At 67.2% G+C, this 12,506-nt stretch carries 15 protein-coding genes; 11 read left to right on the forward strand and 4 right to left on the reverse strand.

Features of this window, described 5'->3' with window-relative positions; genetic code table 11:
- Nucleotides 1–123: 123 nt before the first annotated feature.
- From ASD94_RS06610 to ASD94_RS06630, 5 genes are all read left to right on the forward strand, one after another.
- Nucleotides 124–1,539, forward strand: coding sequence for a serine protease (locus ASD94_RS06610; protein WP_056640299.1), 1,416 nt, complete (start codon nt 124–126; stop codon nt 1,537–1,539).
- The gene (locus ASD94_RS06615) at nt 1,536–2,537 is read left to right on the forward strand and encodes an FHA domain-containing protein (RefSeq protein WP_056640302.1); all 1,002 of its coding nucleotides are present in this window, start codon (nt 1,536–1,538) and stop codon (nt 2,535–2,537) included. Before ASD94_RS06610 ends, ASD94_RS06615 begins: the two co-directional genes overlap by 4 nt.
- 60 nt (nt 2,538–2,597) lie before the next feature.
- Nucleotides 2,598–2,927 (forward strand): hypothetical protein, encoded by a 330-nt coding sequence (locus tag ASD94_RS06620; RefSeq protein ID WP_015014990.1) that lies wholly within the window; start codon nt 2,598–2,600, stop codon nt 2,925–2,927.
- A gap of 152 nt (nt 2,928–3,079) precedes the next feature.
- Complete coding sequence (locus ASD94_RS06625) at nt 3,080–3,397, forward strand: DUF2322 family protein (RefSeq protein ID WP_056640304.1); 318 nt, start codon at nt 3,080–3,082, stop codon at nt 3,395–3,397.
- Between the two features lie 170 nt (nt 3,398–3,567).
- On the forward strand, nt 3,568–4,041 hold the full coding sequence (locus ASD94_RS06630) for an SRPBCC family protein (RefSeq protein ID WP_056640307.1): 474 nt from the start codon (nt 3,568–3,570) through the stop codon (nt 4,039–4,041).
- Between the two features lie 40 nt (nt 4,042–4,081).
- On the opposite strand, the gene ASD94_RS06635 is transcribed toward ASD94_RS06630, so the two are convergent.
- On the reverse strand, nt 4,082–4,867 hold the full coding sequence (locus tag ASD94_RS06635) for a transporter substrate-binding domain-containing protein (RefSeq protein WP_200954201.1): 786 nt from the start codon (nt 4,865–4,867) through the stop codon (nt 4,082–4,084).
- 258 nt (nt 4,868–5,125) lie between these two features.
- Here ASD94_RS06635 and ASD94_RS06640 point away from each other — a divergent pair, with 258 nt between their 5' ends.
- Nucleotides 5,126–5,374 (forward strand): hypothetical protein, encoded by a 249-nt coding sequence (locus ASD94_RS06640; RefSeq protein WP_015014994.1) that lies wholly within the window; start codon nt 5,126–5,128, stop codon nt 5,372–5,374.
- A 29-nt stretch (nt 5,375–5,403) separates the two neighbouring features.
- On the opposite strand, the gene ASD94_RS06645 is transcribed toward ASD94_RS06640, so the two are convergent.
- Entirely contained in the window at nt 5,404–6,666 is a 1,263-nt protein-coding gene (locus ASD94_RS06645) for a phosphatidylserine/phosphatidylglycerophosphate/cardiolipin synthase family protein (protein ID WP_056640310.1), read from the reverse strand.
- Between the two features lie 194 nt (nt 6,667–6,860).
- Here ASD94_RS06645 and ASD94_RS06650 point away from each other — a divergent pair, with 194 nt between their 5' ends.
- Both ASD94_RS06650 and ASD94_RS06655 read left to right on the forward strand, forming a co-directional pair.
- Nucleotides 6,861–7,787, forward strand: coding sequence for a M23 family metallopeptidase (locus ASD94_RS06650; RefSeq protein WP_082576790.1), 927 nt, complete (start codon nt 6,861–6,863; stop codon nt 7,785–7,787).
- Nucleotides 7,788–7,875: 88 nt separating this feature from the next.
- Nucleotides 7,876–8,412 (forward strand): pseudouridine synthase, encoded by a 537-nt coding sequence (locus tag ASD94_RS06655; RefSeq protein ID WP_056640312.1) that lies wholly within the window; start codon nt 7,876–7,878, stop codon nt 8,410–8,412.
- A 19-nt stretch (nt 8,413–8,431) separates the two neighbouring features.
- Here ASD94_RS06655 and ASD94_RS06660 read toward each other — a convergent pair whose 3' ends face one another.
- A complete protein-coding gene (locus ASD94_RS06660) occupies nt 8,432–9,142 on the reverse strand; it encodes a glutathione S-transferase family protein (RefSeq protein WP_056640317.1) in 711 nt (236 codons plus the stop codon).
- The gene (gene gstA / locus ASD94_RS06665; protein ID WP_056640319.1) at nt 9,142–9,750 is read right to left on the reverse strand and encodes a glutathione transferase GstA; all 609 of its coding nucleotides are present in this window, start codon (nt 9,748–9,750) and stop codon (nt 9,142–9,144) included. The genes ASD94_RS06660 and gstA overlap by 1 nt, the downstream gene beginning before the upstream one ends.
- A 132-nt stretch (nt 9,751–9,882) precedes the next feature.
- Between gstA and ASD94_RS06670 the strand changes: the two genes are divergently transcribed.
- The 3 genes from ASD94_RS06670 to ASD94_RS06680 all read left to right on the forward strand — a co-directional run bounded on the left by ASD94_RS06670 (nt 9,883) and on the right by ASD94_RS06680 (nt 12,503).
- Nucleotides 9,883–10,773: a LysR family transcriptional regulator gene (locus ASD94_RS06670; protein WP_056640322.1), complete on the forward strand. Its 891-nt coding sequence runs from the start codon at nt 9,883–9,885 to the stop codon at nt 10,771–10,773.
- Between the two features lie 295 nt (nt 10,774–11,068).
- Nucleotides 11,069–11,482 carry a PaaI family thioesterase gene (locus tag ASD94_RS06675; RefSeq protein WP_056640325.1) on the forward strand — a complete coding sequence of 138 codons (414 nt, stop codon included), beginning with the start codon at nt 11,069–11,071 and terminating at the stop codon, nt 11,480–11,482.
- A gap of 85 nt (nt 11,483–11,567) precedes the next feature.
- Nucleotides 11,568–12,503, forward strand: a complete 936-nt coding sequence (locus tag ASD94_RS06680) for an IclR family transcriptional regulator (RefSeq protein ID WP_369818043.1) — start codon at nt 11,568–11,570, stop codon at nt 12,501–12,503.
- Nucleotides 12,504–12,506: the final 3 nt, after the last annotated feature.

Raw genomic sequence — 12,506 nt, forward strand, 5'->3', positions numbered from 1 at the left:
CTCAGCGAAGCGGTTCTGGCTAGGCGCTGGGTCGCAGGCAGTACGACAAGACACAGCAACGACGCTAGAAGAGTTTTGTTAGCCGCTCTAAGGCTTGTCGCAGGGCGTTCATAGAATACCGCGATGCCCTTCCCTTCGATTCGGCCCTTGCGGCTGGCGACCTCGTCGCTGCTTTTGCTGCTGTGTGCGCTGGCGCACGCGCAGCCCGCCCCCCCACCCGCTGCAGCCAACGCCCCGGCCACTCGCCCGGCGGGCAGTGCCCCTGTGGACGGTGCGGCGTCTACACCAGCCGCCGCACCCATGGCCGCCGATGCAGCCCTGCTCTCGCGCGATGCGCGGCGCATTTACGAGCTGTCGCGCGACAAGCTGGTGCAGATCCGCACGCTGCTGCGCAATGCCAACACGCAGGCGTCGATTGGCTCGGGCTTTTTTGTATCGGCCGATGGACTGATCGTCACCAACTTTCACGTGGCCAGCCAGTTGGCGCTGGAGCCCGAGCGCTACCGGGGCGTGTACGTGACGATGGAGGGGCAAGAGGGCGAGGTGGAGCTGCTGGCGTTTGATGTGCAGCGTGACCTGGCCGTGCTGCGCGCCAAAGGGCGCACAGCCGCTGCGCCGGTGCTGAGCTTTCGCCCCACCACCGACCCACTGGCGCAGGGCGAGCGCATTTACTCGCTGGGCAACCCGCTGGACATCGGCTTTGCGGTGACCGAGGGCACCTACAACGGGCTGGTCAAGCGCAGCTTTTACCCGCGCATCTTTTTTGGTGGCGCGCTCAACCCGGGCATGAGCGGCGGCCCCGCCGTGGACGACGCGGGCCGGGTGCTGGGCGTCAACGTGGCCAAGCGGCTCGATGGCGAGCAGGTCAGCTTCTTGATCCCGGCGGAGTTTGCGCAGGCGCTGGTGCAGCGCGCGGCCAATGCCCAGCCCATCACCCAGGCCGCACATGCCGAGATGACGCGGCAGCTGATGGAGCACCAGCAACTGCTGACAGACCGCTTCTTGAAGGCGCCGTTTCGTGAGCAGCGCCACGGCAACTACCGCCTGCCCGTGCCCGACGATGCGCTGGCGCGGTGCTGGGGATCGGGGCGTGACCCGGCCTTCCCGGGCCTGAACCTGGAGCGCACGCAATGCCAGGCCGACAGTGACGTGGTGGCGGGCGACTTCAGCACCGGCGCAGTGCGACTGTCTTACGAGGCCTACAACGCGCCCACGCTGGGCGCCGCCCGGTTTGCCCGCATGTATTCGCAAAGTTTTGCCAACGAGCGCCTGCCCACACGCGGCAACCGCCACCAGACGGCAGCCGAGTGCACCGAGCGGTTTGTGGACCCCGGCAGCGTGCCGCTGCGCGCGGTGGTGTGCCTGTCGGCCTACCGCAAGCTGACCGGCCTGTACAACATGACGGTGCTGGCCACCTCGGTCAACCAGCCCACACAGGGCGTGCTGGGCCGCCTGGATGTGCAAGGCATCGCGTTTGACAACGGCATGAAGCTGGCCAGCCACTACCTCAAGGCCTTTCGCTGGGAGGCCGCACCATGAGCGCGATGCCAACCACCACCACCCTGGGGCTGATCGAGGCGTTTGACCGCCACGGCGCGCTGCTGGCGCGTGCGCCCATCACCCGCTGGCCCGTGACCGTGGGCCGCGCGCTGGACTGCGACCTGGTGCTGGACGACCCCTTTGTGGCGCCCCGGCATCTGCGCATTGACCGCGCGGTGGACGAGCCCCGCACCGTGCAGGTCGAGGTGCTGGAGACGCGCAATGGCGCACGCCTGCAGCGCAAGCAACATGCCCAGGGCGAGCGCTTTGACTGGCCCGATGGCACGCCCATCGACCTGGGCCACACCCACATCAACCTGCGCCTGGCCGACGCGCCCATTGCCGAGGAGCAGGCGCTACCGCAGTTTCCGTGGCGCACCGTGGGCACTACGGCAGTGCTGGCGGTGCTGGTGCTGCTGGCCGGGCTGGGAGAGTCGTGGCTGGAGGCGCGCGACGCCGCGCAATACCTGAAGGCGCTGCCCCTGTTGCTGCTGACCACGCTGGCCGTGGTGGGGGCCTGGGCAGGTCTTTGGTCCGTGGCCAACAAGCTGTTTGGCAGCCAGCTGCGGTTCTGGCGGCACGTGCGCATTGCGTGCGCCGCCGTGCTGGTGGCCGACGCGGTTCAGTTGCTGAGCTACCTGACGGCGTTCACGTTCTCGCTGGAGTCGCTGTCGCGGTTTGCCCCGGTGCTGATGGTGCTGGTGCTGGCGGGCGCGCTGTACGCCCACCTGGCCACCGTGCTGCCCCGCCGCCGCGTGGGCCTGGCCTGGGCCATGGCGGCCGTGGTGCTGCTGGGCGTGCCCTCGTGGCTGGGTGCGCAGTGGCTCAACCGCATGCGGCTGGGCAGCGAGTTGTACATGAGCAGCCTGTTCCCGCCCGCCCTGCGCGTGGCCCCTGCGGTGCCGGTGGACCAGTTCCTGCAAGACGCCGACGCGCTGCGCGGCAAGCTGGACCGCCGCCTGCGGGACGACGGGCTGGCGGAAGAGGACGACGAGTAGCCCGCCAGACGGACTGCGTAAAGCGGCCCAACCCCACACAGCCCCGCCCCACCAGCCCCCATGCGCCGCCGCAAGCCCCACCACCACGTCTACGTGGTCGAACTCTCCAAAGACGTGCTGCTGGAGCCGCGCTTTCGCAAGTGCAACCCCGGCTACATCGACGGCAAGCCCTGCGTGTACGTGGGCATGACGGGGCTGGACCCGGATGTGCGGTTTGACAAACACAAGGCGGGCATCCAGGCCAACCGGTTTGTGACGCAGTACGGCCTGCGGCTGCTGCCGGACTTGTACGAGGGCTTCAACCCCATGACCTACGAGGAGGCGGTGGACCGGGAGATCGAGATCGGCATCGACCTGCGCTCGGCGGGGTTTGGGGTGTGGCAAGCGTGAGCGCCTGCTCAACGATAGCGCCTGTTCAAAGTCTGGGTCCTTTCACGCATCCCTTAAGATTCCGCCCCGCTGATTCCATCACTCACTTTTTTATAGCTGCTCGCGCATGATCTTCTAGCGCTTGCGGCCCATTTCACTTGAATTTGACTGCCATGAACTTCGCAGACCGCCTGAAGCAACTCCCCTCCGCCAGCCACCTCGCCGCCCTGCAACTGCTGGGCGCGGACGGCCAAACGCTCGCCACCATCGAGAACAAGCCCGGCCAGACCGGGTCGCTGGTGGTGTATGCCGCGCTGGCGGCGCTGTATGGCGGGCAGATCACGCCTGCCGCCGCGAGCCTGGGGCTGGAGTGGTATGCCGAGCATGTGGCAGATGCGCGCGCCTTCCCGGGCAAACACCCCAACATCGACCGGCTGCTGGCCTGGGCGCAAGGCAGCGCGAGCTTTGCAGTGCGCACGGTGGCAGCCTGAAGCAGCGCCGTCTCGCAAAAAGATGGGCGAGGGCCACGGCGGGTTGTCGAAAACGCGCCGGCCCATTCGTCGTAGGGGTGTGAACGCGTAAACGCCCCGGGCCATTGACCGCCATGGTGTTGAGGCGCACGCTGTCATCCATCCACCCGATTCCCGCAAGGAGACCCTGCATGACAACCCCCAACCCCTCCGCAGCCGCCACCGGCACCGTCACCCTGCACCGCGTGCTGCGCGCACCGGCCGAGCGCATCTACCGCGCGTTTCTGGATGCCGACGCCATGTGCAAATGGCTGCCACCCCATGGCTTCACTGGCCGGGTGCTGAGCCTGGATGCGCGCGTGGGCGGCAGCTACCGCATGCAGTTCACCAACCTGAGCAGCGGCGGCACGCACGCGTTTGGCGGCGAGTATGTGGAGCTGGTGCCGGGCGAGCGCATCGTGCACACCGACCGGTTTGACGACCCCAACCTACCGGGCGAGATGCGCACCACCATCCAGCTCAAAAAGGTGATGACGGGCACCGAGGTGTCCATCGTGCAGGCGGGCATCCCGGCGGTGATCCCGACCGAGATGTGCTACCTGGGCTGGCAGGAGTCGCTGCAGCTGCTGGCGCTGCTGGTGGAGCCGGAGATTCCGGGCGAGTAACCCACGGCCCCCGCGCCAGGCCCACGTTACTTCAGAGCCATCACTTCAACCACTTGTCTGCCGCCTGCTTGATGGTGCCCCGGCTGTCCACCAGGCCCCACACAAAGCCCATCACGCGCACATAGTCGGCGTCGTCGGTGGGCAGCATAAAGCCCAGGTAGTTCTTGGGCGTGAGCGGTGCGTCCACAAACGCGGCAGCCAGGCGCGGGTCGGCCTTGGCGTAGTGCAGGGCTTCATACGTCTCGGTGATCATCACGTCGCCCTTGCCCTCGGCAATCAGTGCGGGGATCTCGGCGTTCTTGTCGTGCGTGCTGACCTGGGCGGCCTTGAGGTTGGCGAGCACATAGGTCTCATTGGTGCCGCCGGGGTTCTTGATGACGCGCACGGTGGGCTGGTTCATCGCGTCCACGCTGGTGTACTTGGCCTTGTCGGCCGCGCGCACCAGGGCCACTTTGCCGAACGGCGCGTAGCCGGGCAGCATGTCAAAAATGCGCATGCGGTTGACGTTGCGGGTGATGCCCCCCACGGCCACGTCGAACTTGTCGCCCTGCAGGTCCTTCACCAGGTTGGGCCAGGTGGTGGGCACGTACTCGATCTTCACGCCCAGTTCCTTGGCCATGGTTTCAATCACGTCGATGTCGTGGCCGCTGTAGCCCGCGTCGGTCTTGATGGCAAAGGGGCGGTAGTCGCCGGGCGTGCCTACGCGGATGACCTTGGTCTCCATGATCTTGTCGAGCCGGGGGCCGGCATGCGCGGCCTGGGAGACGAGGGACATGGCGGCAAACAGGGCGGCCGCAGCCACGGCGAGTGATTTCTTGGGGATCATGGGAAAGGGCTCCAGAAGACAAAGGGGTGCAGAAGGGATAAATCGGCCCGCCCGGCCAATGCTGCACGCACCAGCCCAGGCGGGGCCACCAAAGAATACGCCAGCACCAAGCATTCAACGTGCCATGTGCGTGTCACTGTGCGTGCCCCATGATGGCACCGCGCAGGCACTGCCACCCTGCTGGGTTACCCTGCATGCCCTGAAGGCGCTGCCAACGGCTGGCGCGCCCCCCACAGCCCCTACCCAACAAGGAACATCATGAAAAAACTCAACGTCACCATCCAGCTCGAAATGACCGTGCCCGACGACTGGCAACTGGTCGAAACCTCAGAAGGCACGCCCGTCATCCAGATGGCCGACAACAAGTTTCTGGACCTGGCCATCGAGCCCCTGTTTGCCAACGACCCCGAAGACATGTGGAGCAGCAGCGAGAACGAGGACGAGCTCAACGAGGTGCTGGAGATGGTGGAGAGTGAAGAAGTGGCGTACGAGTTTGTGACGCACTGACCCGTGAAACACCGGGCGCTGCAGTCACCTCACAACTGCGAGCGCAGCAGCCCCGTCATCTTTTCGTGCAGCTTTTCGCTCCACGGCCGCTCCAGCCACGCCTCGTAGGTCACGCGGCGTGACCGCTTTATGTCGTCTTCAAACACCAGCGTCTGGCGCTGCGCAAAGGCGGCGTCATACACGTTCAGGTTGGCCTCGTCGTTCAGGCGGAACGAGCGGTTGTCAAAATTGGTGGAGCCCACCGACACCAGCAGCAGGTCCACGATCATGACCTTGCAGTGGTACATGGTGGGCCCGTACTCGTAAATCTCGGCCCCGGCCTGCAGCAGCTCGCCCCAGGTGGCGCGGGATGCGGCCTTCACCGTTTCGGTATCGGTGTGCTCGCCGGGGGTGACCAGGCGCACGCGCACGCCGCGCGCCAGCGCATCCATCAGCAGCTTGCGGGTCAGGTCGTCGGGCACAAAGTAGGCCACCGACAGGTCGATGCTGCGCTCGGCTGCCGTGATGGCCAGGTGGTACATGAGCTGCATGCTCTCGCTGCCGCTCGATGGCGAGCTGGAGAACATCTGCGCCTTTTGCCCACCCGCTGGAGCAATGGCCGGAAAGTACGCCTCGCCATGCAGCACCTTGCCGGTGACCTTGAGCCAGTTGTCCAGAAACGTGGCCTGCATCTGCGCCACGGCGGGGCCGCGCACCAGGTAGTGCGAGTCGCGCCAGTGGTCGGGGTCTTGCGCGTTGCCCGTCCACGCGGGCGCAATGCCCACGCCGCCGGTAAAGCCCACCTGCCCGTCCACCACCAGCAGCTTGCGGTGGGTGCGGTTGTTCAGGCGGGCCAGGTTGTACCAATGCGGTTTGTGGAATTTTTCAATCTGCACCCCGGCCTCCTTCATCTCGGCCAGGTAGCTCTCTTCCATCTTGGCGCTGCCCACCCAGTCGAGCAGCACATGCACGGGCACACCGGCGCGGGCGCGCTCGCTCAGGGCGTCGGCAAACTGCTTGCCGATGTCGCCCGACCAGTAGATGTAGGTTTCGAAGGTGACGCTCTTTTGGGCGGCCTTGATGGCGGCCAGCATGGGCGGAAAGATCTGGTCGCCGTTGATCAGCTCCGTCACCGCATTGCCGCCCACAATGCCTGGGCCGAGCAGGCTGCCCAGGGCACGCTCGAACTGCGGGTGGGCGGTGGTGTACAGGCGCGGCAGCTGCTGCTGCACCTTTTTCTCGCCCGCCGTGAAGTTGAGTGCCAACAGGACAAGGGCCCCCGTGGCCAGGGCCGTGAGCAAAACAGTGAGCATGGTGGAGCGGCGGCGACGAGGGGCGGCGGGTGGCATGGCGCGATGGTAGGTGGCACCATGCACGCGCGATGTAGGCGGACGCCGCCAACACCGGGGGCACAATGGCCCTTGTCGGCCAAGACAGCGGTGCGCTTTGTCCATCGCTACACCCCCTCGCGCTGCCTCTTTGTTTTTTGTTCTCGCCCTTCTCCGCCGTGCCTGAATCTGCCCGCCCTGCTCCCCTCCGCCCCGCCCTCTCCGTCACCCGCCGCAGCGCCTTGATCGGCACGGCGGGCCTGCTGGCGCAGCCTGCCCTGGTGGCGCCCCTGCACGCCAAGCCCTTGCCACCCGCGCCCACTGTGTGGCCCCAGGCGCTGCAGGTGCCGGGGGGCGTGGCGCGGCTGTCGCTGGGCCCGGCGGCCACGCGGCCGGTGGCGCAGTTGCGCCAGGGCGAGGTGGATGTGCCGCTGCGCGTGGTGGGCGATGCCATTGAGTGGACGGCCATCGTGGGCATACCGCTGGCGGCAGCGCCCGGCGATGCCTTCATCAGCGTGCTGCCCGAGGGCGGCGGCAGCCCGCGCCTGGTGCACTACAGCGTGGCCCCCAAGCAGTACAAGGAGCAGCACCTCAAGGTATCGCCCCGCACGGTGGACCTGTCGCCCGAGGACCAGGCCCGCTACGAGCGTGAGCGCGACCACCAGGCCCAGGTAATGACCACCTTCACCGAACAGCCCGCGGGCGTGGCGCTGGCATCGCTGCGCATGCGCGTGCCCGTGCCGGGGCGGCGGTCCAGCTCGTTCGGGCTGCGCCGCGTGTTCAACGGCCAGCCGCGCAATCCGCACAGCGGCATGGACATTGCCGCCGCCACCGGCACGCCCATCGTGGCGCCGCTGCCGGGCCGGGTGATTGACGTGGGCGACTACTTCTTCAACGGCGGCACGGTGTGGCTGGACCACGGCCAGGGCCTGCTGACGATGTACTGCCACCTGAGCAGCATGGACGTGCGCGTGGGCGATGTGCTGCAGGCCGGCGACGCGTTCTGCAAGGTGGGCGCCACCGGCCGCGTGACCGGCCCGCACCTGCACTGGGGCGTGATGCTGAACCGCACCATGGTGGACCCGGCGCTGTTCGTGCCGGCCTGATGGTGCCGGGCTTCATTACTATGCATTTGATAGCATCCAGCGCATATTGCACTGGCGCATCCGGCCCTTTTTGCTTGAAACCAACCCCATGACACCGCGCTTGATCCGCTTCAACAAACCCTACGGCGTGCTGAGCCAGTTCACGCCCGAGGGCAAGTGGCAGGGCCTGAAGGACTACATCGACCTGCCCGGCGTGTACGTGGCCGGGCGGCTGGACGCCGACAGCGAAGGGCTGCTGCTGCTGACCAACGACGGCAAGCAACAGGCCCGCATTGCCGACCCGCGCTTCAAGATGGAGAAGACCTACTGGGTGCAGGTGGAGGGCATCCCCAATGAGGCTGCGCTGGCCGCGCTGCGCAGCGGCGTGGTGCTGAATGACGGCCCCACCCTGCCCGCCCGCGCACGGCTGCTGGAGCCCGCACCCCAAGTGTGGGACCGCACCCCACCCATCCGCGAGCGCAAAGCCATCCCCACCACCTGGATCGAACTCATCATCCGCGAAGGCCGCAACCGCCAGGTGCGCCGCATGACGGCCGCCGTGGGCCACCCCACGCTGCGGCTGATCCGCGCAGCCATCGGGCCGTACACGCTGGACGGGCTGGCACCGGGCACCTGGGCGGATTGAGTTGTTAGGCGTGCAGGGCTTAGGCGGCCACTGCCTGCATGCGCAGCGACAGGGCAGAGCCACGCGCACGCAAAAATGCGCGCAAGCCCTCGGCATAGTCCGTGCCCACGGCCTGCTGCACCGAAGGGCGCACCGCCAGCGCCGCACGCCACTGCTGCACCAGCGGCAAGCCTTGCCAAAGCGCCAGGTCATCCATGCCCGGCAAGGTGTCGATGACGTCGAAGTACCGGAACACCGGGCCGAACACCACATCCACCATGCCAAAGTGCAGCCCTGCAAAGTACGGCCCCGGCGCGCTGCGCTGGCCCAGCGCCTCTTCGATCTGCACAAAGCGGCTGCGCAGGTCTTGCGCGCGGGCCTGCACCGCGGCCTCATCGGGCGCGGCGTAGAAGGCGCCGATGGTGTTCAGCACCGCAGAGCCAAACTCCATCCACGCCCGGTGGCGCGCGCGCTGCAGCGGGTCTTGCGGGTGCAGCACGGGCATGGCCACCTCGTCCAGGTATTCGCAGATCACGGCCGACTCAAACAGGCTCTGGCCGCGCACCTGCAAGACCGGAGTCTTGCCCAGCGGCGAGATCGCCAGAAACCAGTCGGGCTTGCGGGCCAGGTCGATGGTGCGGCGCTCAAACGCCAGGCCCTTTTCGTGCAGCACGATGGCCACGCGCTGCACATAGGGGCACAGCGCGTGCGAGACCAGAGTGAGCGCAGCGGGCGCTGTGGTCTGGGCCATCACGACAGCAACCCCTCGGCGCGCAGCGCAGCCTGCACCTGCGGGCGCGCCGCCACGCGTGCCATCCAGGCCTGCAGGTGCGGGTAGGCGGTGAGAGGGATGCCCAGCAGGTTCGACCAGTTGACGATGGTGAAGCCATAGGCATCGGCCACGCTGTAGCGGCCCGCCAGAAAGTCGCTGCGCGACAGCACGGCGTCCATCTCGGCAAAACGCACGGCCAGTTTGGCCTTGACGGCCTGGCGCGTGGAGTCGGCCGTCTCCTTGTGCCACAGCCAGGGGCTGAAGCCCTTGTGCAGTTCGGTGCTGACGAAGGTGAGCCACTCCAGCACGGCCAGCCGCTCGCTGGAACCGGGCTGTCCGATGAATGCGCGCGCCGGGTCCAGGTCGGCCACGTACTGCAGCAGCGCCGCTGCTTCGGTGTGGCGCGACTGGTCGGCCAGCTCCAGCAGGGGCACATAGCCGCGCGGGGCAATGTCGAGGTAGCTGGCACCGATCTCTGTGGTGTGGTGCACCAGGTCCACCTTGACCAGATCGAACGGAACGCCGACCTCGCGCAGGGCCATGTGGACGGCGAGCGAGCAGGCACCGGGGGCGTAGTAGAGCTTCATGGGAACGGGGCTTTCTGTAAAAAGGGTTGGAATATGTCGCTCCTCGGCACCCACGGATACCCATCGGTACACAGCAACGGCCAGCGACAGGCAGAATCTATGCTTGCAACAATGCAAACAAAATAAGCGACCATGAAATCAACCGTTGCATCAGCGCAATACCAACTGGGCGCCGCCGAGTTGGAAGTGCTGCTGGCCATGGCGCGCACCGGCACCCTGGCCGCCGCCGGTGAGCGGCTGGGTGTGGACGCGTCCACGGTGTTTCGCGCCATCCAGCGCATTGAGCGGGGGCTGGGCCAGTCGCTGTTCGACCGGTCACGCGCGGGCTACCGTCCGTCGGAACTGGCCCAGGCCCTGGCCGAGCAGGCCGAGCGTGTGGAAGCCGCCCTGGAGGCCGCCCGCTCTGCCGCGCAGGCACAGCCCGAACGGGTGTCGGGCACGGTGCGCATCTCCACCACCGACACCATCCTGCACGGCCTCATCGCCCCCGCCCTGCAGCTGTTGCAGCCCCGGCACCCGGCCCTGGTGTACGAGCTGCACGCCGGCAACGAGCTGGTGAGCCTGACGCGGCGCGACACCGACATCGCCGTGCGCGCCACCAAGCGCCCGCCGCAGCACTTGGTGGGGCGGCAGCTGGGCATGATCCGCTCGGCCCTGTACGCAGGCACCGCCAGCCCGCTGGCCCTGTCGGACGTGGAGGCCGGCCGCGCCGCCTGGATTGCGCCCGACGACGCCCTGCCCGACCACCCCTCGGTGCGCTGGCGCAAAAAGCAATACCCCAGGGCCCAGCCCACCTACCGCGTGAACAGCCTGCTCACCGTGATGGAGCTGGTGGCCCTGGGCATGGGCGTGGGGGTGCTGCCCCTCTTTCTGGTCCAGGGCCGCAGCGACCTGCGCCCACTCACGGGCTCGCTGGCCGATGGCGAAACCGAGCTGTGGCTGCTGACCCACCCGGAGTCGCGGCACCTGCGGCGCATTGCGACGGTGTACGGGCACCTGGCCGAGACGGTGCAGCTGCCCTGATGCGGCGTGCCTTCCCACGCATGGCGTTGTGGATGCGCCTTGCCGGGCTGCGGCACTGTCTGCGGATTCCTGCCTGTTTGTCCGATGGAGTGCCGTTCCACAGGAGACCCGTGGCGGCGACTCTTGCGTCCAGGCCACGTCATGGGAGCAGTGCCTGGCTTTGCGCCCAGCACCCGTGGTGGGGCCCACCGGGCGGGCCTGCACATCATCGATAGTTTTTTGTACTAAGACAATTTAAGTTTAAATGTACAATTTTCCTTGCATCTGCCGCAACGATAGATGTGAGGAGACCCCATTGCTTGATACCCCCTCTCCCCCAGCCGCGGGCTGGAAGGCCCGCAGCCTGCCCGGTTTCATCCAGCATGCAGGGCCGCTGTGGGCCAAGCGGGAGGAGCACGGCTGGGCCTACGGCTTTGCGGTCGGGCCCCAGCACCTCAACCCAGCGGGGGCGGGCCATGGCGGCGCCCTGATGACCCTGATGGACCATGCACTGAGCGCAGTGGCCTGGGAGGCCTGTGATCGTGCTCCCTGCGTCACGCTGCAGCTGGACTCCCACTTTGTGAGCCCGGTGCGGGCCGGCCAGTTTGTCGAGGCACGGGCCGAAGTGATACAGCGCACCGCCAGCCTGGTCTTCATGCGGGGCGAGTTGCGCACAGGCGAGAGCCTGGTACTCACGGCCCATGCCCTCCTGAAGGCCATGAAGCCCTGAGACAAGGCCGGTCTGCCACTCCACCCAATCCCCAGACCGTTCCATTGCCGCTGAAATTTCTTTGTACCCAGACAAGGAGAACGCCTTGGACATTCCAGCCCACCACAGCCTGATGGCCTTGTTCGGGGCCCAGCCGCAACGCAGCACGGCGGCCGATGCAGCCGTAAATGGGTTTACGCTTGCGGGTTTGAAGCCCAAGCACACCCACATGGTCACCCGCTCCAAGCCCGCCCCGCAACCTGCAGAAGCCAAGCCCGCGAAGGGCATGCGCGTGCGGCCCGTGCCCGCCGTGACACGTTCCATCGCCATCCTGCGGCTGCTGGGGGAACACAAACAGCCGCTCACATTGAAGACCGTGGCCGAGGCCCTGCACCTGGTGCCGAGCACCTGCCTGCACATCCTGCGGGTGCTGGTGGCCGAGGACCTGGTCACCCTCGACGCGGGCACCAAGCGCTACGCGCTGGGCACCGGCATGATCAGCCTGGCGCGCAGCGTGCTGGAGGGCGGCGGCTTCACGCAGCTCGTGCAGCCGGTGCTCGACCGCCTGGCCGCGCAGTTTGGCGTGACGGCCATGGGCGTGGAGATCACCGCGCGGCAAACGGTGATGGTGCTGGCGCTGTCACGCTCCAGCCAGCCGTTTCGCGTGCATACCGACGTGGGCAGCCAGTTCGACACGCTGGTCAGCGCCACGGGGCGGCTGATTGCCGCCTACAGCGGTGAACCCTGGCCCGTGCTGAAAGAGAAATTTGCCCACGTGGTGTGGGACAAGGCCCCCACGTACACCACCTGGAAGAAGGAGGTCGAGCTGACGCGGTCCCGGGGCTGGAGCCTGGACCGCGACAACTTCATGGCAGGCATCACCGTGGTGGCCGTGCCGGTGTTTGCCCCGGGGGGGCGGCTGGTGCATACGCTGGTGGTGGTGGGGCTCAGCAGCCAGATGGGCGCTGCGGTGGTGCAGCAACTGGCCCAGGTGATGCAGCGGGAGGCGGCCGAGCTGTCGCGCCTGCTGAGAGGGAGCTGAACC

Source organism: Acidovorax sp. Root70 (genome assembly GCF_001428225.1).
Classification (GTDB): domain Bacteria; phylum Pseudomonadota; class Gammaproteobacteria; order Burkholderiales; family Burkholderiaceae_C; genus Acidovorax.

Excerpts from the sequence above, each read along its gene's own strand:
- ASD94_RS06610 (WP_056640299.1), top strand. The coding sequence starts at position 124 with ATGCCCTTCCCTTCGATTCGGCCCTTGCGGCTGGCGACCTCGTCGCTG.
- ASD94_RS06660 (WP_056640317.1), bottom strand. The coding sequence starts at position 9,142 with ATGGCCCAGACCACAGCGCCCGCTGCGCTCACTCTGGTCTCGCACGCG.
- ASD94_RS06670 (WP_056640322.1), top strand. The coding sequence starts at position 9,883 with ATGAAATCAACCGTTGCATCAGCGCAATACCAACTGGGCGCCGCCGAG.
- ASD94_RS06655 (WP_056640312.1), top strand. The coding sequence starts at position 7,876 with ATGACACCGCGCTTGATCCGCTTCAACAAACCCTACGGCGTGCTGAGC.
- ASD94_RS06630 (WP_056640307.1), top strand. The coding sequence starts at position 3,568 with ATGACAACCCCCAACCCCTCCGCAGCCGCCACCGGCACCGTCACCCTG.
- ASD94_RS06640 (WP_015014994.1), top strand. The coding sequence starts at position 5,126 with ATGAAAAAACTCAACGTCACCATCCAGCTCGAAATGACCGTGCCCGAC.
- gstA (WP_056640319.1), bottom strand. The coding sequence starts at position 9,750 with ATGAAGCTCTACTACGCCCCCGGTGCCTGCTCGCTCGCCGTCCACATG.
- ASD94_RS06635 (WP_200954201.1), bottom strand. The coding sequence starts at position 4,867 with ATGATCCCCAAGAAATCACTCGCCGTGGCTGCGGCCGCCCTGTTTGCC.
- ASD94_RS06625 (WP_056640304.1), top strand. The coding sequence starts at position 3,080 with ATGAACTTCGCAGACCGCCTGAAGCAACTCCCCTCCGCCAGCCACCTC.
- ASD94_RS06615 (WP_056640302.1), top strand. The coding sequence starts at position 1,536 with ATGAGCGCGATGCCAACCACCACCACCCTGGGGCTGATCGAGGCGTTT.
- ASD94_RS06620 (WP_015014990.1), top strand. The coding sequence starts at position 2,598 with ATGCGCCGCCGCAAGCCCCACCACCACGTCTACGTGGTCGAACTCTCC.
- ASD94_RS06645 (WP_056640310.1), bottom strand. The coding sequence starts at position 6,666 with ATGCTCACTGTTTTGCTCACGGCCCTGGCCACGGGGGCCCTTGTCCTG.